This is a genomic window from Brevibacillus sp. FSL K6-6036 (assembly GCF_037964015.1).
In the GTDB taxonomy this organism is placed as follows: Bacteria; Bacillota; Bacilli; order Brevibacillales; family Brevibacillaceae; genus Brevibacillus; species Brevibacillus borstelensis.
The window spans coordinates 1,763,289-1,783,077 of the sequence record NZ_CP150173.1; the positions used below are offsets into that span (position 1 = coordinate 1,763,289).

Here is a 19,789-nt window from a genome sequence, read left to right on the forward strand (position 1 = left end):
GCCAACTGGCGAAGCCTGTTTCTTGTTTACGATTGTTCGGCCATCCGTTTTTGCGCCTGATTTTTCATCCGGCCAATCAGCAGGACGCCAACAACGATTACGGCAATCAATGCCCATTTCAGGATCGGGTATTCGACAAAGAAGCCCTTCAGGAATGGCTCGCCTGTAATCATGCTTCCCGCAGTGTAGGCAAGTACGGCTGATCCGATGTAAATCACGGCAGGGTAGCGGTCCATGACCTTCAGCACGAGTGTGCTGCCCCAGACCATGACGGGAACACTGATGATCAAGCCCAGTACCACCAACAGAAAGCTTCCGTGTGCTGCCCCGGCAACTGCAATCACATTGTCCAGTCCCATGACAGCGTCAGCGACGACAATCGTCCAAATGGCCGCACCCAGGCTGGAGCCTGCTTTGACTGTTTCATGTCCTCCGTCTTGTACAAGCAGCTTCATGGCGATCCAGATCAGCATCAAACCGCCGACGAGCAAAAGACCCGGAATTTGTAACAGCCAGACCACAGCCAGAGTCGCCGCTGCCCGAATGACAACCGCCCCGACGGTTCCCCAGATGATCGCTTTCTTTTGCTGATGGGCAGGCAAATTGCGAGCAGCCATCCCGATAACGATAGCGTTATCTCCCGCCAGCACAAGATCGATGACAATGATGGCAAGCAGCGCAGACCAGAATGCAGGTGTAAACAACATCTCCATGTTTCTCCAACCTCCTTTTTTGTGGATGTCTCTAAAGGCCGCTGCTCCAAATCTGCTTGACACTTTTTATGTAGTCTGTGTCACGATGAGGAAAACAAAACGACCTTTACCCTAACAGGCAAAGGTCGAAAAAAACAGAAAAGACCCTTACCTAATCAGGCAAAGGTCTTGCTTACAACGAACGTGACGTTGCCAACAAAGCCGGGGAAAAAATTCCCGTAATGACGACTTTGCTGCGAAAAAGCTACTCCCCTTTGGAGAATATCCATTTGTGTTTATATCGTACACCTGCTACTCAAGATGTGTCAATAAGCAACTGTCACCCATGTACATGTTTTTTTCAAATTGACACATGCTAATCCATACGAAATTTGCGTAGAGGAGGTCACAGCCGTGGAAGGACTTCGCAACAGCCGCCTGTTTGCCGCTGCGATTTGGCTGATCGTACTGCTGATCATCGGCAACTTGCTCTGGCTGCTGCGCCCTGTGATTAGCGCCTGGTACCATCTGCTGACAGAAATTCTCCTGCCTTTTATCGTAGGGCTGTTGATCGCTTATTTGCTGCATCCTATCGTCCAGTTGCTGGAGAGGCGCAGGGTACCGAGGCTGATGGCAGTGCTGTTGATCTATGCTTCGTTCGTACTGATCATCGCTATCGCAGTCGTCAACGCCATCCCCATTTTTACGACGCAGTTGATCGAGCTCTCCGACGATATTCCCAGACTGACCGAATGGTATCACAAATGGATGAGTGAATGGGAGTCGCACAAATACTTTTTGCCGGACAGCATTTCACATGGCGTGGACCGGGTCATCATCCAGTCACAGGAGAAAATGTCCCACTCGATTACGCAGTTTGTGAACAACGCCCGCAATACGCTCGGAAAGCTGCTTGCCTATGCGGTCGTGCCGTTTATCGCTTTTTATTTGTTGAAGGACATGAAAGATCTTCACCGGACGGGAATCGCGATCATACCGGCCCGCTACCGCAAACAGGTGCTTGCCGTATTGCGAGATGTCAACGAGTCATTGGGGAATTACATACACGGTCAGATGATCGTCGCGCTCATCGTGGGACTGTGCGCGTATATCGGGTACTGGATTATCGGAATGCCGTATCCGTTCGTGCTGGCCTCTTTCGTCTGCCTGACCAACGTCATTCCCTATATCGGCCCGATCATCGGCGCAGCCCCTGCCGTCGTCGTTTCGCTGACCATATCGTTCAAGATGACCTTGCTGGTCTTGGCCGTAAATGGGGTCATCCAGATTCTGGAGGGAAATATTCTTTCGCCCAATGTCGTCGGCCGCTCCCTGCAATTGCATCCGCTGCTTATCATCCTCGCACTACTAACCGGGGAGGCAATCGGCGGGATTATCGGCTTGATCGTGGCTGTCCCGGTCTTGGCAGTCTGCAAGGTGGTCATAAGCCGGATCGCTCTGATCATGCATGAAAGTTGACAGCAATCGGTAAAAAAATTTATAATACGGACAATGAAGAGTAACGGGGATAACCCCGCAGATCGATGAAGGAACGAGTACGTTGCAGCCCTTCTACAGAGAGGACACTCCGCAGGTTGAGAGAGTGGCCAGAAGAAGAGCGACGGAAGGCTACTCCCAAGACCGGGAAAAAACCGGCGGCCAGGCACCGTTACGGCCTTAATCGAGCGACAGGCATGGATGCGCAGAATCACGATGCCTGTAAGCAGGGTGGTACCGCGAGACAAGTTCTCGTCCCTGAGGGGATGGGGACTTTTTTATTTTCATACTTCATCATAATAGGAGGGCAGTTTTTATGAAGAAGCTGACAGGTAATCAAATTCGCAAAATGTTTCTTGATTTTTTCGTGCAAAAGGGCCATCGCATCGAACCGAGTGCGCCCCTGGTGCCGGTGGACGATCCATCCCTGCTTTGGATCAACAGCGGCGTAGCCACACTCAAAAAATATTTTGACGGCCGCATCATTCCTGAGAATCCACGCATCACCAACGCGCAAAAATCGATTCGCACCAACGACATCGAAAACGTAGGACGCACTGCGCGCCACCATACCTTCTTTGAAATGATGGGGAACTTCTCCATCGGCGATTACTTCAAGGAAGAATCGATTCACTGGGCATGGGAGTTCCTCACAAGCAAGGAATGGATCGGCTTTGATCCGGAGAAGCTCTCCGTCACCATTCACCCGGAGGACGAGGAAGCGTACGAAATCTGGCACAAGCAGATCGGCATTCCTGCAGAGCGGATTATCCGGCTGGAAGGAAACTTCTGGGATATCGGGGAAGGCCCGAGTGGTCCCAACACAGAGATTTTCTACGATCGGGGCGAGCGCTTCGGCAATGACCCGAATGATCCGGAGCTGTACCCGGGCGGCGAAAACGAGCGCTACCTGGAGGTGTGGAACCTCGTATTCTCCCAGTTCAACCACAATCCGGACGGCACCTACACGCCACTGCCGAAGAAAAACATCGATACCGGCATGGGCCTGGAGCGGATGGCTTCGATCATTCAGGAAGTGGACAACAACTACGAGACAGACCTGCTGTTCCCGCTGATTGAAGCAGCCAGCCGCATTTCCGGCGTAGCCTATAAACAAGACCCTGAACTGGATGTGGCCCTGAAAGTCATCGCCGACCATTCGCGTACGGTCACATTCGCTATCGGCGACGGCGCCCTGCCGTCCAACGAGGGCCGCGGCTATGTCATCCGCCGCTTGCTTCGCCGTGCAGTACGGATGGGCAAAAAGCTGGGCATCGAGCAGCCGTTCCTGTACCGCCTGACGGAAACAGTCGGCAGCATGATGGGCGAGTTTTATCCGGAAGTGGTGGAGAAGCGCGCTTTCATCGAAAAAGTTATTCGCGCCGAGGAAGAGCGTTTCCACGAAACCTTGAACGATGGACTTGCTATCTTGTCCGAGATGGTAAAAGCCGCGAAAGCAGAAGGCAAAAGCCAGCTTTCCGGGCCTGAAGTGTTCAAGATGTACGATACGTATGGCTTCCCGGTCGACCTCACCGAAGATTTCGCGGGTGAGCAAGGTCTGTCCGTGGACCGCGACGGCTTTGAACAAGCGATGGAGGAACAGCGCCAGCGCGCCCGCGATGCCCGTCAGGACGTGGACAGCATGCAGATCCAGGGAGGTCCGCTTTCCGATTTGACGGTTACGAGCGAATTTGTTGGGTATACTGAATTGGTAGCGACTGGTAAAGTCGAAGCGATTGTGTCAGCAAATCAATTGGTTGATCAAGCGGAGGAAGGACAAACAGTTCAGGTCATCCTGAGTCGCACTCCTTTCTATGCGGAAAGCGGCGGTCAGGTCAACGATGAAGGCGAACTCATCTCCGACAGCGTCAAAGCACGAGTCAGCGACGTGCAAAAAGGGCCGATGGGTCAAAACATCCATACGGTGACGGTGGAAGCGGGCACACTTCGCGTTGGTGACGAGGTCCGGGCCGAGGTAAACCGTGAAGCCCGTCTCGACATCACGAAGAACCATACTGCTACTCACCTGCTCCATCAGGCGCTGAAAGACGTATTGGGAACGCATGTCAATCAGGCAGGCTCGCTGGTGGCTCCGGAACGGCTTCGTTTCGACTTTACACACATCAGCGCGATCACCCCTGAGGAGCTCGAGCAGATCGAAAAGATCGTCAACGAAAAAGTTTGGGCCAATCTGGCTGTCGAGATTTCGAATCGCTCGTTGACCGAAGCGAAGGCAATGGGTGCAATGGCCTTGTTCGGCGAAAAATACGGCGATATCGTTCGTGTCGTCAAAGTGGGCGAGTACAGCCTTGAGCTGTGCGGCGGATGCCATGTTGCCAACACGGCAGAGATCGGTCTGTTCAAGATTTTGAGCGAAAGCGGCATCGGAGCGGGTACGCGCCGGATCGAAGCGGTGACCGGACGCGGCGCTTACCAATTCCTGAACGAACAGCTCGGCATTTTGAAGGAAGTGGCGCAAACACTGAAGGCCCCGCTGCTGGCAGAAGCACCTGCCCGTGTAGAGAGTCTCCAGCAGCAACTCAAGGACGTACAACGCGAAAATGAATCCCTCCGCGCCAAGCTTGGAAACATCGAAGCGGCTTCCTTGACCGACAAGCTCCAGCAGGTAAACGGCGTGCAGGTGCTGGCGGCACGTGTATCTGCATCCGATATGGATAACCTGCGCGGTATGGTCGATGAGCTGAAAAACAAGCTCGGGTCAGCCGTAATCGTGCTCGGTTCCGTCGATGGAGAAAAGGTCAACCTCGTTACAGGGGTGACCAAGGACCTGATGGATCAAGGCTTGCATGCCGGCAAAATTATTAAAGAAGTAGCGACTCGTTGCGGTGGCGGCGGCGGCGGACGTCCAGATATGGCCCAGGCTGGCGGCAAAGACCCGTCCAAGCTGCAGGAAGCGCTTGAGTTGGTATATGAGCTGGTAAAAGGACAGTTGGCGGCGAAGTAATACCGCCTCTGTCCGTCAACTTTCGCCAACTTTTGTGGAAAAGTGCAGAAACAACAAGGAAATGAGTGTGTTCGAAGCGAAGTACACAAGGAATGGCAAAGCAACCAGCGGAAGAGTCTCAATGAATCGAGGTGTTGATCGTGAGTTCGATGGATAAAACCATGAAGTTCACGGTGCCCAAAGAGAATAAGTCAGAGGAAGTGCGGGAAACCTTGACGGAGGTGTATCAGGCCCTGCAGGAAAAGGGGTACAACCCGATTACACAGATTGTCGGCTACCTGCTGTCCGGAGACCCGGCTTTCATCCCCCGCCATAACAATGCTAGAAGTTTGATCGGAAAAATTGAGCGTGACCGGATTATCGAAGAGCTGGTAACCGTTTATTTGGTCGATCGGGATAAGTAATCATCCCTGTTGCCAAAAGGTGGTCGGTAAAAACGCAACACCCCGTTGTACCGCGGTATTCGCATATCCCGTGTGTCGTACAATTGGCTTCGCCCACATGCGGGCGAAGCCGGAGTTATCTAATCAGAACAGCGTAAGTAGGCGAGTCGGATGAAACGGATTATGGGTTTGGATGTCGGGGACAAAACGATCGGGGTCGCCGTCAGTGATGAGCTGGGCTGGACGGCCCAAGGCGTGGAAACGATCAGACGGCAGTCAAGAGAGAAGGACTTTGCCCGCCTCGATGAGTGGATCGCCCAGTATGACGTGGGTGAAATCGTCGTAGGTTTGCCAAAGAACATGAATGGCACCATTGGCCCGCGAGGCGAGATTTGCCAAGCTTTTGCCAGCAAGCTCGAAGCACATACGTCTTTGCCCGTCCACCTGTGGGATGAGCGTCTGACGACCATGGCCGCTGAGCGCATGCTGATTTCCGCCGATGTCAGCCGGCAAAAAAGAAAAAAAGTAATCGACAAAATGGCGGCCGTATTAATCCTGCAGGGTTATTTGGACGCGAAATCGAGGTGACGAGCATGAGTGAAGAGTTGTTTGAGGAGTTTGAAGTAGGCGATGTGATTGCGCTGACCGAGGAAGGAAGCGACGATCCTCGCGATTTCCGCATTATGTATATCTTTGACATCGAGGATCGTTCGTATCTGGTCCTGGTCCCTGTCGATCAAGAGGAAGAAGAAGAGTACGAGGTTCACTTCCTCCGCTACGAAGGCACGGATATGCTCCAGCCGATCGAAGACGACGAAGAGTGGGAGCAGGTAGAAGCGACATTCGAGACCCTGATCACCGATCTGGAGAAGGAAGATCTGTAGGAAATCTGAAAAGCTCCAGGAGAGAAGACGAGAGGGATAATTTCCCTCTCGTTTTTTTATGAAACCATATCTATTGTTTGCGAATTGCCGGCTGGTTCTCATCCAAACGGTAGATCAGCCTGCCCTCTGCATCATAGGCCAGAAGAACGGCGGCTGCTTTCTCGTCCTTTCCAAATACACGGGCAAAGTGATACAAGCCTTTGATCGGCTGCATCGATTGCTTGACCCCGTCACTCCATTCGACGGTTAGCGTGCGGATTCGCGGGTCATTGACTTGGTCGACAGCGTAGCTGTACCAGTTGTCATCCTCCCGCTGTCCGCCCCAGCTCATTTTTAGGATTTCGTTCGGGTCAAAGGTATACCCACCGCCTCCGCCGCTGTTTCGCCAGAGAACGCCGAACGGCCGGTCCATGAAAAAATGGTGGTAAAGCTCATGCTCTTCATCGTAAAAAAGGACAGAGTGCATGCTTCCTGTTTGAATCATGGATACCACCTCGATGGTATCGGAAGGTAAGGCCATTCCTTCAAGGGTCTGCCGAACAGCGGTTTTTGGCGACCACGGGCTTGGGTAGTAAAGCGGAAACAGGATCATCACGGATACGGCAATAATCAACCAGCGGATCAAGCGGTTTCTGCGTTCCCGCATTAGCAAGCGCTCTTGCATTATTCCATCCCTCCTTTGGCCAGGGGAACGGTAAAGGAGAAGGATTGGCCGTAGCTTTCGGCATATATGCGGATGGATTGCAGATCGGATGGAGCTTCTTTTATCAGGTAGTACCCTTTGGAAACAAACCAACTGATCGATTGTCCCCCTGATCTAACGTCTAGATCTTGACCCGTATCGGAAGCAATATTTACAAAGCTGGGAAGACTGGCCGATCCAGAACCGCGGCTCGTCATATAAACCTTCAGCGTGCTCCCGTCGTACCTGACTCCGTCCACCGTCAATTCCCGGTTATAATACGTTTGGGAGATGCCGGGACCTGGATAGAACGTGCCCTCCTTTTTGGCAGAACGTATTTCATCTGCGTTGGCAAACAGCACCGTGAACGAGGCGATCAAGAGAAGAAGGACTTGCCCCCCGAGACAAATAACCAAGAACCATTCCAGAAAGGTGAAAAAGCGTTTCATCCTGCAAAATTCCTTCCTAATTATTTGTTTATTTCTTCCATTCTTATTAGGGGAAATCCTGCTTTTTTCCCGGAAAATGCTTCTGCTCAGGAGTTGATGACAAGGTAGACATGCCTTCGGTATAATGAAACAGATAATGGGCGGTTACCTTTTACCCGATCGCCCGAGTGTGGCTTGCCGCAAAATGGAGAAAGGCGCCACCAAGAAGGAGGACTCTTTTAGTGAATCCTATGTCAATCAAACACGACGACCAATCGAATTGGCCGCCGGTGCAAAAGCGGAGAAGGGGAGGCCGTTTTTTCCGTACAGTCGTCATCTTATTCCTGCTGGTGCTGCTCGGTACAGCAGGGTTGATCTACTACGTGTATCAGGGCTTGCAGCCAGTGGCCGGAGAAGCCGTTATAAAAGAAGTGCAAATTCCGTCCGGTTCATCCGTAAAACAGATTGGCCGCATTTTGCATGAGAATGGATTGATACGGAATCCCGATCTTTTCGCATACTATGTCAAGTACAAAGGGACAGGCTCCCGCTTGCAGGCCGGAGACTATCAGTTCCAGACAGGGCAAACGATCGATCAGATGCTGCAAGCGATGGAAGAGGGAAAAACCGTCGTCAATGCGATGCGCTTTACGATCCCGGAAGGCTGGAATGTAGAACAGATCGCTGATCACCTGGCCGAGAAAGGCTTGGTAGACAAAGCAAAGTTTCTGCAGGAGGTAAACCAGGGCAGCTTCCCCGAGTTTCCGTTCGTCGCTGCGATACCGCAAAAGGAAGGGCGCAAGCATCGCCTGGAGGGGTACCTGTTTCCGGAAACCTATGAGATCAAGAAGGAAGCCGATGAGCACGAGATTATTTCCAGGATGCTGGCCCAGTTCCAGAAAGAGTGGAAGCCGGAATGGACACAGCAGCTCACGAAGCGGAAAATGACCATCGATGAGGCGGTTACCCTCGCTTCCATTATTGAAAGAGAGGTCGTCGTCGACAAGGAGCGTCCGATCGTAGCCGGCGTATACTACAACCGGATGCGGGAAGGCTGGCTTCTGCAGGCGGACGCCACTGTCCAATTCGTGCTCGGAAAGCAGCGGGACAGAATTACGTATGACGACTTGAAGGTAGAAAGTCCGTACAATACGTATCTGCACCCAGGCCTGCCTCCCGGTCCGATCGCCAATCCGGGCAGAGCGTCGCTCGCTGCTGCCGTATCGCCGGAGAGCCATGATTACTTTTTCTATGTCACGAAAAAGGACGGCACCTCGGAGCATTACTTCTCCAAAACGCTGGCAGAGCACAACGCACTGGATAAAAAGAGCCGGGGAAAATAGCAGCGTATTCTGCTATTGCAATGGCTTTGTGATATAATAATTCGGTTGTAAAAAAGGGGGTGACGTGATGATAACCAATCCTGCGATCGACGAATATGTATCGGGACTGGTTCCCCCGCGTTCTCCATTGCTGCAGCGCATGGAAGCAGAGGCGCAGGCAGAAGGCATACCGATTGTGCAGTTGCCTACTGCCCAGGTGATGCGGTCTTATCTGCAGCTTCACCGCCCGGAGCAAATCCTCGAAGTCGGAACGGCGATCGGGTATTCGACGATCTGGATGGCCGAAGCGGCACCGCAAGCGCGGATTGTGACGATGGACATCGACGAGGAAAGACTGCATAGAGCGAGAGCAAACTTGAGCGAGGCAGGCGTTGCAGACCGGGTAGAGGTTCTTCTCAAAGACGCTACGACCGGCCTTCCGGATTCGTATCATTTCGATTGTCTGTTTATCGATGCGGCAAAGGGACAGTACCGTGCGTTTCTGGACCTGTATCTGCCGCTGCTGCGGCCGGGCGGCATGGTGCTGACAGACAATGTCTTGTTCCGCGGTCTTGTTGCCACTCCGGAGGAAGCCGGGAAAAGACTGCGTCCCATGGTGGACAAGCTGATTGGCTTTAATCACTATCTGGCCCAGCATCCCGACCTGGAAACTGCGTTTATCCCTGTCGGAGACGGTCTGGCTGTCAGTTTTAAAAAAAGATAACAAGCGACAAAGATAACCTCGAACAAAACTGTTGAAGAGGGCTGCATGAGGAAGGGGATATGAATCATGGGTCACCCCGTTGTGATTGGGGTAGCTGGGGGCAGCGGTTCCGGCAAAACTACAGTAGCAAGAGAATTGTACCGACAATTTCAAAATGACAGCGTCACGATGATTGAGCAGGATTCGTACTACAAGGATCAGAGCCACTTGAGCCTGGAGGAGCGGGTGCTCACCAATTATGACCATCCGTTTGCGTTTGACAATGACCTCCTGCTGGCCCAGTTGCAAGAGTTGATCGAAGGCAGAGCAATCGAAAAGCCCATCTACGACTTCAAGGTGCACAACCGCAAGCAGGAAACGGTACGGGTCGAACCGAAGGATGTCATCATTTTGGAAGGCATGCTGATTTTGGAGGACCCCCGGATTCGCGAGCTGATGGACATCAAGGTATTTGTCGATACGGATGCCGATGTGCGGATTGTCCGCAGAATCGTACGGGATATCGAAGAGAGGGGCCGCTCTCTCGAGTCTGTCGTGAGCCAGTATCTGGAGGTTGTCCGCCCGATGCATCTGCAATTTATCGAGCCTACAAAGCGGTACGCTGATGTGATCGTCCCTGAAGGCGGATACAACCGGGTAGCCCTTGATTTATTGTCGACGAAAATACGCGATATCCTGCTGGAAAAGCAGCAGGTGGCAAATCGCTGAAAACGAATGTCGGAAACGAAAACGACGTGCAGAACACGCCCATCATGAGGCGTGTTTTTTGTTTCCGCCGCCTTCATTCGGGACATACTGGATGGAAAAGGCTGGAGGGATGAGGGATGCAGCTGGAGCGGAGGATGAAAAGAAGACAATTCATTTTGTTGCTGGGAATGACTGTTCTATGGCTCGGCCTCGTCGCGAGGCTGTGGTGGATTCAGGTGGGGGCGGCTCACCGCTTTACAAAGAGAGGCATCGATCTGGTGAAAAACGCGGTGAAACAGAGGCAACAGAGCATCGTCCTTCACAGCGGCAGGGGAGATATCCTGGATCGAAACGGCTACCGGTTCACAGGAGAAGAGCAGCTGGCGCTGATCCTGTTTCCACTGGCCCGCGGCAGCTTGAAAGGGACCGACGGATTAAAACAGGTCGCTTCGATTGCAGGTGTGAGCGAAGAGCAGCTGAATGACCTGATGAAAAATGCAAAGGCTCCTGTGATGCTGAGAGATACGTCCAAACGCCTGGTGGCGCTTTCGGAAAAGCAGGCGGAGAGGATCAACAAGCTGGCGATCCCCGGGATTGTCTCATTGGCAGTAACGGAACGGTATCGGAGCGAAGAGGTTGCCAAACATGTGATCGGATATATCCACCGGAACCCGGAGCTGGTCCAATCGCTCTACCCGGATGAATGGAAGCAAGGGAAGAAAAATGCCGAGACTACGGTAGGGGCATCGGGTCTTGAAAGGAGCTTTGACAGGTTTTTGCAAGGAATCGAGCCATCTGTCCTGTCTTATTACGTGGATGGAGAAGGGAACCCGCTGCGAGGTCTGGATATCCGCTATACGAGTCAGCAAAACGAGTACTACCCGCTTTCGCTGCTTTCGACACTGGATGCCCAGATGCAGCGGAGCGTGGAGCGGATTATCGACCAGCGAGGCCTGAACGTAGGTTCAGTAGTCGTTCTGGACGTCTCCACTGGCGATGTTCTGGCGATGGCGAGCCGCCCCGCCTACGATCAGTCCAGGGTGGAGGCAGAGAAAGGGGATTGGCAAAATCGTGCGGTCAAGCAGCTTCCGCCGGGCTCGGTTTTTAAAACCGTAGTGGCTGCCGCCGCTCTTTCGGAGGGGATCATCTCGCCGACGGAACGGTTTCACTGCAGCGGCAGCTACGGCAAATACGGATTTTCCTGCTGGAAAAAGGAAGGTCACGGATCGCTGACAATGGACGAGGCATTTGCCCACTCTTGCAATATCGCGTTTGCAGAGATCGCCAAGCGGGTAGGCGGGGAAAAGCTGGAGGAGTATGCCCGGCGATTGGGATTGCTGACACAGGTTGGGCATCGTACAGCTCATCTGTTCAAACTGGAAGGCTTTCGCCAAATAGACGGCGAGGAAAAAGGGCGGGTCTATTTGGATGACGTGTCGCGAAAAGACGAAGGCGTATTGATTCAGACAGCAATCGGACAGCGAGATGTCCGAATGACCCCGCTGCAGATTGCCAATATGATGGCGACGATCGCCCGTGGGGGACAGCCGGGCCAGGCAAGGCTTGTACAGGAAATCACGTATAAAAACGGCCAATCGTTTTTTCGGTTTCCCGTTCAGTCCCTGGACGAAGCGGGAATTGATTATGTGACTGCCAAAAAGCTGAGAACGTTATTGAGACTTGTGGTCACGAGCGGTACGGGGAAGCTTTTGAACAACAGCTCATGGCCGATTGCCGGCAAAAGCGGAACGGCTCAGACGGGAGCCGGGCATAACGAGAGAAACCATTTGTGGTTTGCTGGCTACGCTCCGGCTGACAACCCGCGCTATGCCATTTGTGTTGTTGCCGAAAATCAGCCGGTGTCGACCGGAAACAGGGCTATGGAGATTTTTCAAGACGTTGTTGAAGAAATTGCCGGTCGATCACTCTGAGATCCTTTACCTCGGAAAGGGTATCGCCAAGACTGTAGGCTCTGCCCTGCAACTGATTGCGCTTGTTTAGACCGACGATCAGCATGAAAGGGGAAGTGGACATGTATACAGACTGTGATGCCTTTTCCCAAATGGTCCGTCGATCCTCTTTGCTCGGGGACAATCGGCGAACCGTATGGCTGTGCCAATCTCCAATGTATTGCCACGGTCTGCGTCTTCGCTGTTTTCTCACCAGGTTGCGCAAATGCTGGTCGTCAAACATGATCGAGTGGGGCTGATGAATGGCTTTGGGACCAGGTCCGCTGGCATAGGTCACAAGCCATTCTTCTCTATCCTCGCTTATCGGATACCCCATCAGGACGCCGCCCGTCTCCAGATAGGGGTTTTTTCGTACGGCTTGCTCAATCTGCCGCCATACCTTTGGTGTGAGATACAATGAAGCCATCGCAGGAAAACCTCCTTCGCTGCAAATCCGATGCTTTTTATAAAGGCCGCCTCCTATCATATGACGAGATCAAGTCAGGTGACCCGGGTCAATTACCCATGTAAGGCAAAAAAAGGGTTGTAAGTCAAAAGGCGCTTTTCCTATAATTTAGGAAAAGAGTGTTGCAGGAAAGGTTTTGATCCTATGCCATTGGCTTCTGTTAATCTCTTGTTGGTTGGACGCGTCCTCGAAAAGGATTTGTATTCGCATAGCGGGATCCTCCTGCTGCAAAAAGGAACGGTTCTCACGGAAACGCATGTACAGCTTTTTCGCAAACAGCGGATCAATCATGTGCATATTACGGATCGCACCTGGTCCGAGGGGAACGGTGAAGAAATTTCTAATCAGCTGATGGATTTAGGGACGGATCAGGAAAGCGTGGCATTTTATTTGGAAGCGATGGAAGATACGCGCCGCTTGTTCGAAAGCGTTGAGCTGGAGCGAATGCCTCGGCTGGAGGAATTTACAGAAGCATTTCACAAAGTCGCCAATTGCACCAAAAAGCGAATGGGACTGTTTCGCTCCCTGTATGTACTTGAGGGAGCTGACAGCTATACATACCGCCATTCCATAAACGTCGGCATTCTCTCAACCTTGATAGCCCAGCTCCTCAAGTGGGACGACGAGCGCGTCAAGATCATGGGAGCTGCTGGCTTTTTGCACGATATCGGAAAAATGAAGGTTCCCAAAGAGATTTTGCTCAAGCCGGGGAAATTGACGGACGAAGAATTTGCCCAGATGAAGCAGCACACCGTCTATGGCTATGAGCTGATCAACGAGATGGAAGGATGCTGTGAAACTCTCTTGCTTTGTGCTCTGCTTCACCATGAGCGGCTGGACGGCTCCGGCTATCCGGAAGGAAGGACCAAGGAGAATATTCCGATTGAATGCCAGGTGCTTGCCGTTGCCGACATGTTTGACGCGATCTGTTCAGACCGTGTGTACAAGACCCGCACATCGCCCTTTGAAGCGGCCCAACTTCTGTGGAAATCGGCCTGTGAGGGGCTGCTCAACATTGAAATTGTTACCGTGTTTGTCCGCTACATTGCGCAGCTGTACGTCGGGGCCAGGGCAAGGCTGAATGACGGGGAAGAGGTCGAAATCATTCTCATTCATCAAGATGAACCGATGAGGCCGTTGGTCCGCAGGAAAAAGGAATTTGTTGATCTGCGAAACCACCGTTCGCTCACCATTGAAAAAATGATTGTATAGGCATTCGCCAGCAAGGAGGCGCTCTTTTTGAAAGAGCGTCTTTTTTCTATGGGATCGACCTTTTTTCATTGTTATGGCAAAATGGTATAGTATGTCTATACGTAGACAGAACACAGAGTTCTGACAGGGGAATGCAAGGAGGCAAACATGATACGATACGCGGCACCAGAGGACGCAAGTTGGGCGGCCCCTCTGATCTATGAAGCAATCGGGGATATTGCCCACACATTGACCGGAGCGGATAAACAGGATGAGGCCATTAAAGTCATGGAGCAGTTTTTCCGGGAAAAACAGAACCGGATCAGCCATGAAAATTGCATGATCGCCGTAGCCGAAGGGAAACCGGCAGGCCTTTTGATCAGCTATCACGGGAGCAGAACCGAGGAGCTGGACAGGCCATTTGCCAAGCGCTTGGAACAACTAACCGGAACAGCTCCCATCATCGTCAAAGAAGCACGCTCAGACGAATATTATCTCGATACGCTTGTCGTCGACCCGAATTATCGGGGAAAAGGCATTGGCACGCGGCTTTTGGCCAGTTTTGAAGAGGAAGCGATACGGCAGGGGTATGAACGGACAGCCCTGCTGGTGGAAAAAGACAATGTTCGCGCACGCCAGTTATACGAGCATATCGGGTATCAGACGGATGGCTCGTTGATGGTCAGCGGGCATTTGTACGATCATATGGTCAAAATGCTGGCAGTCCCGATCTAGGACGTTCATGCAAAGGACGTGGCCCCCGATTTTCCTGCAGGATCACGGGGGCTTTGTTTTATCTATCAATATATTGGTACTATCTTCCTTGTGAAAATTATGATAATTGGGTACTATGGAGTAGGGGTTTATCTTGCATGATATACGGAGGATGATGAATTTGTCGCTGTCTATTCGCAACAAGTTATTGCTGGGATTCTTGGGTATCGTGCTCATGTTTGGGATTACAAATGGCGTTGCTTATTTATTTATCAAGCAGCTCAATGATTCCTATGCGGAACTGCTTGGCAAACGGGTCCAGGTTTTGGAAAATGCAAAAGAAATCCAAAACAGTGCTTCACGGGAAATTTCCACACTACGGGCCGTTCTGTTGGCCGAAGCGAATTCGGCCGGTACTATGGACGAAGCGATTGAAACTCTGGATGCCACGATCAAATCGACTGTTGAATTGGTTTCTACGGAGGAAGAAAAAACACTTTTGGAAAGCCTGCAGCGTTTGAATGACCAGTATAAGGAAAAGGCTGTCCAAGTCGAAAAGCTGATCGGCACCAATGATTGGGAGAACGCAAAGCGGGTCGCTCTCAACGATGCCATGCCAGTCTCCCGCGAAATCAGAAATTTGGCAAATTTGCTCGTGGACAATGAAAAGAAGCTGATGGAAGCGGAGACCTTGCAAAACAGCGAGCTGGTTGAGCAGATACGCAATACAATCAAGATCATCAGCTTGGTCGCCATTGCCTCAGCGATCGTCGTCGGCTTTTGGCTCTCCCGCCATATTTCCAAGCCGATCGTTCAGTTGACCGCTGCGGCAGAGCGGGTCGCAGCCGGCGATTTGACAGTTGCGATCGGGCGCGTCAAAAATCGTGACGAATTGGGCAAACTGGCGCAGGCCTTTGGGCAGATGGTGAAAAATCTCCGCACGCTGGTGACGGAAGTAGTCGGCAATGCGCAGCAGGTCGCCGCTTCATCCGAGCAGCTTACTGCCAGTGCAGAGCAGACCACTCAGGCGACCAACCAGATCGCGTCTGCTATTCAGGGAGTCGCTCATGGAGCCGAGGTACAGGGCCGCAGCGTAGAAGACAGTGTCCGTCTCATTACCGAGATGAATTTGGGCGTCCAGCGGGTAGCACAAACAGCAGCGAACGTAGCCGAGGTTTCCGTCGAGACGTCGAAAGAAACCGAGCGCGGCAATGAAATGATTCACAGGGTTATCGACCAGATGCAGACGATCAGCGATGCCGTCGGGCAAACTGACCAAGTGGTCAAGCGGCTGGAGCAAAGATCCAAGCAAATCGATGAGATCATCCAGGTCATTACCGGCATCTCCGATCAGACCAACCTGCTTGCTCTGAACGCCGCGATTGAAGCGGCACGGGCGGGAGAGCACGGTAGAGGCTTTGCAGTCGTGGCAGATGAAGTGCGCAAACTGGCCGAGCAGTCCAAGAACTCTGCCGAGCAAATCGCCAATCTGATCCGTGAGATTCAATCTGATACGTCCCATGCCGTTGCTGCCATGGAACAAGGACAGAAGGAAGTAGCCGCAGGCAGGGAGATTGTCGAAGAGACAGGAGCAGGCTTCCAGCGCATTTTCCACGCAGTCGAGCAAACCTCTGCGCAAATTCAGGAAGTGACCGCAGTCGCCGAGGAGATGACCGCCAGCTCCGAACAAATCAAGGCGTCTATCGAGGAGATGGCCCGAATTGCGGAGGAGTCGGCAGCCAATTCGCAAAATGTCGCATCCGTTTCCGAAGAACAGCTCGCCTCCATGCAGGAAATTGCGGCGTCTGCCGGGGCGTTGGAGAAAATGGCAGAGGAGCTGCGAACGCTGGTCTCGAGGTTTCGGGTGTCGTAGCATTCAAAGGCAGAAGGCCGCATCAGGCTAAGCGAAAAGCCTGAAGGCGTATATAGAGTACCACCAGGAGAGGACACTTGCGATACGCGCGAAGGGTCCTCTCTTTTTGTTCAGCCGCATCCATCGTTCATAACTGAATTTCACAGCCGGCCCAAAATGTCCATCCAGAACAGGTAACCGAACTGAGGGACATTGGTGAAAAGAAGAACTAGTCGGTAGGCCCCACAATGAGAAGAAACTCCCTCACAAGACCTGGTAGTATGGAACGAACCTGGGGATCTATGAGGAGGCACAGAGGCAGGATATGGTAGAATGATAGAAGCGCGCTGCGGCATATGTCATAGATGTGCCGACGCGAATAAAAAAGGAAGTAAAGGGGTCGCCGTACAAGTGAAAAAGAAACATGTGGTCATCATCGCTGCTTTACTGATACTGATAGCGGCCGGCTTTGCCGTATGGTCTTTTACCGCGGTTCGGCTCGCGGAGGGGTACGTGTACGAAGAGGAGAACCGGGTCCTGCACGCCAAGGTCATTCCGGGAAAAGAGAACGTAACCGTAGAACTACAGGAAGCGAAGGTTGAGACGATCGACGATCTCCCGGCAGTGACAAACACCACCTATATTTTTACAGGCTCTTTGGAAGAGGGGAAATTGTCACTGACTACACAACAGGGGCAAGCCGTTGCCGCAGCAGTGACGCCGGACGAGCTCGTCTTCCATGGGCAATGGCTGGAGCAGTATGAACCGGAAACGAAGCTTGTGGCGACACAAACAACGGCCTACAATGAAAAACTTGTGGCTTTGAATCAGCGGGTCAGCGAGAGAGCGGAGGATATCAAAAAGCAGCGGGCCGAGCAAAAAGCGAAGGAAGCGGCGGAATTGGCAAAAAAAGTGGAGCAGCTGACAAAGCTGGAGGCGGATATCGCTGAAAATGTGAAGTATTTGTCCGATTTGAACGTTTCCGAGGATCAGGCCATTTACGAACAGCACCTCGCAGATTTGCAGGCGCTCTCGGAGGAAATAGCGGCTTTGGGTCAAGACACAGGCATGTCAGAGGTAAAGTCATCCATGGTGGCCAGCATGAGCGCAGTTATGGATGGTATCCATGTGCTCGATGCAAGCATAGGGCAAAAGGCCAAGTCGATCAGCAATATTATCGAAATTATGCAAGGCGATTTGAATCAGGCTGAGGTATTGTGGAGTCAGGTAAAAGAGCAGATCGCCGACAAAGAAAACCGCACGAAAAAGTACAACGAAGTGGCTCAAGCCGGAAAGGAAGCGCTCGGGAAAGCAAAACAGGAGCTGGCGGCAGCGAATAAAATCTTAAACGGCTACAAGAGCAAGGCCGAGGGATACTACCGCAAGGCGACGGCGAATTGACGCATTCGATCCAGAAAGAGACGTCAGCTCTATGGATTAACCGGTTATCGGTGGAATTAAGAAATGACAAGCAGTGGCAAAAAGGAAGAGACACAGAAAGCAGACAGTACTGACAAGCAGGCTTATTTTGTCTTTCCTTACGATTCCGACAAGAAGACAAGACAAACCGATAATCCCAAGTAGCAAGGGAACCAAAATAAACCATATATTCTCGATGATGATGATATTCTCACCATGTCTGAACATGCGTATCCTCCTTTGCACAGTGACTCATCAGTGCTTGGCGAAGAAAGTGTCGTAGGTGCAAGCAAAGTGGAAACGATCATTTTTCCCTGCGGTTTCCCTGTACATGCACGAGTAGGCAATCGCCCACATAAGGATAGAAATAAGCGCATATCCTTCGTGGGAGGTGGCAAGCGTGTCCAGCATCTTTGCGGCGCTTTCTCTGTTTATCAAGGAAATCATGCTGTTCGTGGCCTACGTCAAAAACAATGCTTTTCCCCAACCGCTGCCTGACACGGAAGAGGAAAAGTACCTCCGGCTGATGGCCAAAGGCGACCCGATCGCCCGGAATAAGCTCATTGAGCACAACCTGCGGCTGGTTGCCCACATTGTGAAAAAATTTGAAAACACCGGCGAGGACAGCGAAGACCTCATTTCCATCGGAACGATTGGGCTGATCAAGGCCATCGAGAGCTACCAGGTGGATAAGGGGACAAAGCTGGCGACGTATGCAGCGCGGTGCATTGAAAACGAGATATTAATGTCAAAGGAGAGCCTAAGCTCTCCTTTGTTTGTTATGTGCTTTGAATCTTTGGGAACTATTCATTACGCACTGCCTCTGTGAGTTCCTCCATAATTGAAGCAATCTCTTTTTCTCTGTCGTAGATGATGCTTTCACGACCAACTCCAACATAACAACTTTCTGTAGATATTCTTTTTCGTCAAAATGATATGTGGTGAGAATTTCTTCGCCTTTCTCACAAAAAACGAGTTCAGCTTTTGTTCCTTTTTTCCACTTGGAGAAATTTATCTGGCTGTAATCTGGATCGACAGCGTTCTCAATTAATTCCGATGGCCAAGGGGAGCTGGAAAGAAAAGCGTGGCATTTTGATTGCATTCTTGGGACCGGATGATGACGCCACCGATTTCCTACCGGCGGAACTTCCGAAAAGCCGGTTGAAGGGACAACGAACCAGCCTTAACCGGCGCTCGCTGGTCGAGGTTCCGCGAAGCGGGAGAAGTACCTTGAGCGACTACTACGCTCCGCGCTTGGCGGACATGAACCCGAATGAGGAGGGACAGCAGCATGCGAACTGAAGCACTAAATGGTCTGAAAAAAGGCGATATAGTCGAGCACGCAAATCAAATTGCCATCGGAGCAAGTGGAAGCACTTGAATCATGGAATTGTCGATGATATCTCGTTATCGGGAAAGTCGGTGTATGTTCGATGATTTGGGGAAGATGGGAAGTCATTTCACTGGGCGAAATACGATCATTGTCTAATTGTTAAGCGTGGATTGAAAGGCTGATTTAAAAAAATCGGTAATTAAGGAAAGCTTGTTGTTATGTTAATGGAGGAGTTAGACAATGTTTGATCACCAAGTGCTTGTACGTGGATATGATCATGAAGAACGCGATTTCCAAACTTCCATGTCAATGTCCATCCATCACTTCCGTCCTTGTCATAACCGATTAGTTCTCTTTGACCCCATGTTTGGGTACCGGTTGGGATCAACCAGAACAGCACTGTTTCAGTATTGTTGGCTTTAACAAAAATGGTCATCTCATCAACGCCTTTTGGCACTCTCCACCAGTTACCTATCTTAGGTAAATCAGTTGAGACGTGTAATATTTCAGCATGCTTTTGAAATGTAACTATTTGGTCAGGTGCAACTTTATTGGGGAAAATGAGTGCCAGGATAATACTGCTCAGAACTAACATGAACGA

Annotated in this window: 19 protein-coding genes and 1 pseudogene; 15 read left to right on the top strand and 5 right to left on the bottom strand. The window is 51.6% G+C overall.

What is annotated here, in order from left to right; all coding sequences use genetic code 11:
• Positions 1 to 26: 26 nt before the first annotated feature.
• On the bottom strand, positions 27 to 713 hold the full coding sequence (locus NST37_RS08780; RefSeq protein ID WP_003387542.1) for a TerC family protein: 687 nt from the start codon (positions 711 to 713) through the stop codon (positions 27 to 29).
• Positions 714 to 1,106: 393 nt separating this feature from the next.
• On the opposite strand from NST37_RS08780, the gene NST37_RS08785 reads away from it, so the two are divergent.
• The 5 genes from NST37_RS08785 to NST37_RS08805 all read left to right on the top strand — a co-directional run bounded on the left by NST37_RS08785 (position 1,107) and on the right by NST37_RS08805 (position 6,421).
• Positions 1,107 to 2,171, top strand: coding sequence for an AI-2E family transporter (locus NST37_RS08785; RefSeq protein ID WP_003387540.1), 1,065 nt, complete (start codon positions 1,107 to 1,109; stop codon positions 2,169 to 2,171).
• 334 nt (positions 2,172 to 2,505) lie between these two features.
• A complete protein-coding gene (gene alaS, locus NST37_RS08790; RefSeq protein ID WP_003387536.1) occupies positions 2,506 to 5,154 on the top strand; it encodes an alanine--tRNA ligase in 2,649 nt (882 codons plus the stop codon).
• 140 nt (positions 5,155 to 5,294) lie between these two features.
• Complete coding sequence (locus tag NST37_RS08795) at positions 5,295 to 5,558, top strand: IreB family regulatory phosphoprotein (protein WP_003387534.1); 264 nt, start codon at positions 5,295 to 5,297, stop codon at positions 5,556 to 5,558.
• A 150-nt stretch (positions 5,559 to 5,708) separates the two neighbouring features.
• Complete coding sequence (gene ruvX, locus NST37_RS08800) at positions 5,709 to 6,125, top strand: Holliday junction resolvase RuvX (protein ID WP_024984956.1); 417 nt, start codon at positions 5,709 to 5,711, stop codon at positions 6,123 to 6,125.
• A 5-nt stretch (positions 6,126 to 6,130) separates the two neighbouring features.
• The gene (locus NST37_RS08805) at positions 6,131 to 6,421 is read left to right on the top strand and encodes a DUF1292 domain-containing protein (RefSeq protein ID WP_003387530.1); all 291 of its coding nucleotides are present in this window, start codon (positions 6,131 to 6,133) and stop codon (positions 6,419 to 6,421) included.
• Positions 6,422 to 6,491: 70 nt separating this feature from the next.
• On the opposite strand, the gene NST37_RS08810 is transcribed toward NST37_RS08805, so the two are convergent.
• Together NST37_RS08810 and NST37_RS08815 are read right to left on the bottom strand one after the other, a co-directional pair.
• Positions 6,492 to 7,085, bottom strand: a complete 594-nt coding sequence (locus NST37_RS08810) for a hypothetical protein (RefSeq protein WP_031932380.1) — start codon at positions 7,083 to 7,085, stop codon at positions 6,492 to 6,494.
• Complete coding sequence (locus tag NST37_RS08815) at positions 7,085 to 7,552, bottom strand: hypothetical protein (RefSeq protein ID WP_024983691.1); 468 nt, start codon at positions 7,550 to 7,552, stop codon at positions 7,085 to 7,087. The genes NST37_RS08810 and NST37_RS08815 overlap by 1 nt, the downstream gene beginning before the upstream one ends.
• 230 nt (positions 7,553 to 7,782) lie before the next feature.
• Here NST37_RS08815 and mltG point away from each other — a divergent pair, with 230 nt between their 5' ends.
• The 4 genes from mltG (at position 7,783) to NST37_RS08835 (ending at position 12,195) form a co-directional block, all read left to right on the top strand.
• The gene (gene mltG, locus NST37_RS08820; RefSeq protein WP_051567355.1) at positions 7,783 to 8,874 is read left to right on the top strand and encodes an endolytic transglycosylase MltG; all 1,092 of its coding nucleotides are present in this window, start codon (positions 7,783 to 7,785) and stop codon (positions 8,872 to 8,874) included.
• Between the two features lie 67 nt (positions 8,875 to 8,941).
• Complete coding sequence (locus NST37_RS08825; RefSeq protein ID WP_003387526.1) at positions 8,942 to 9,577, top strand: O-methyltransferase; 636 nt, start codon at positions 8,942 to 8,944, stop codon at positions 9,575 to 9,577.
• A 66-nt stretch (positions 9,578 to 9,643) separates the two neighbouring features.
• Entirely contained in the window at positions 9,644 to 10,285 is a 642-nt protein-coding gene (udk, locus tag NST37_RS08830; protein ID WP_003387525.1) for a uridine kinase, read from the top strand.
• A 116-nt stretch (positions 10,286 to 10,401) separates the two neighbouring features.
• Positions 10,402 to 12,195: a penicillin-binding protein 2 gene (locus NST37_RS08835; protein WP_003387524.1), complete on the top strand. Its 1,794-nt coding sequence runs from the start codon at positions 10,402 to 10,404 to the stop codon at positions 12,193 to 12,195.
• Here the strand turns inward: NST37_RS08835 and NST37_RS08840 are convergent.
• On the bottom strand, positions 12,143 to 12,640 hold the full coding sequence (locus NST37_RS08840; RefSeq protein ID WP_339186579.1) for a Mov34/MPN/PAD-1 family protein: 498 nt from the start codon (positions 12,638 to 12,640) through the stop codon (positions 12,143 to 12,145). The genes NST37_RS08835 and NST37_RS08840 overlap by 53 nt on opposite strands.
• Before the next feature lie 183 nt (positions 12,641 to 12,823).
• Here NST37_RS08840 and NST37_RS08845 point away from each other — a divergent pair, with 183 nt between their 5' ends.
• The 6 genes and pseudogenes from NST37_RS08845 (at position 12,824) to NST37_RS08870 (ending at position 19,157) form a co-directional block, all read left to right on the top strand.
• Positions 12,824 to 13,891, top strand: coding sequence for an HD-GYP domain-containing protein (locus NST37_RS08845; RefSeq protein ID WP_024983693.1), 1,068 nt, complete (start codon positions 12,824 to 12,826; stop codon positions 13,889 to 13,891).
• A gap of 147 nt (positions 13,892 to 14,038) precedes the next feature.
• On the top strand, positions 14,039 to 14,605 hold the full coding sequence (locus tag NST37_RS08850) for a GNAT family N-acetyltransferase (RefSeq protein ID WP_122959057.1): 567 nt from the start codon (positions 14,039 to 14,041) through the stop codon (positions 14,603 to 14,605).
• Positions 14,606 to 14,738: 133 nt separating this feature from the next.
• Positions 14,739 to 16,457, top strand: a complete 1,719-nt coding sequence (locus NST37_RS08855) for a methyl-accepting chemotaxis protein (RefSeq protein WP_141334278.1) — start codon at positions 14,739 to 14,741, stop codon at positions 16,455 to 16,457.
• 390 nt (positions 16,458 to 16,847) lie between these two features.
• The gene (locus NST37_RS08860; protein ID WP_003387516.1) at positions 16,848 to 17,837 is read left to right on the top strand and encodes a hypothetical protein; all 990 of its coding nucleotides are present in this window, start codon (positions 16,848 to 16,850) and stop codon (positions 17,835 to 17,837) included.
• Between the two features lie 418 nt (positions 17,838 to 18,255).
• Positions 18,256 to 18,603, top strand: a pseudogene (locus tag NST37_RS08865) (sigma-70 family RNA polymerase sigma factor); the annotation flags it as partial.
• A gap of 344 nt (positions 18,604 to 18,947) precedes the next feature.
• Positions 18,948 to 19,157 carry a hypothetical protein gene (locus tag NST37_RS08870; RefSeq protein WP_141334276.1) on the top strand — a complete coding sequence of 70 codons (210 nt, stop codon included), beginning with the start codon at positions 18,948 to 18,950 and terminating at the stop codon, positions 19,155 to 19,157.
• A gap of 230 nt (positions 19,158 to 19,387) precedes the next feature.
• Here NST37_RS08870 and NST37_RS08875 read toward each other — a convergent pair whose 3' ends face one another.
• A complete protein-coding gene (locus NST37_RS08875; protein WP_051925459.1) occupies positions 19,388 to 19,783 on the bottom strand; it encodes a hypothetical protein in 396 nt (131 codons plus the stop codon).
• Positions 19,784 to 19,789 lie beyond the last annotated feature (6 nt).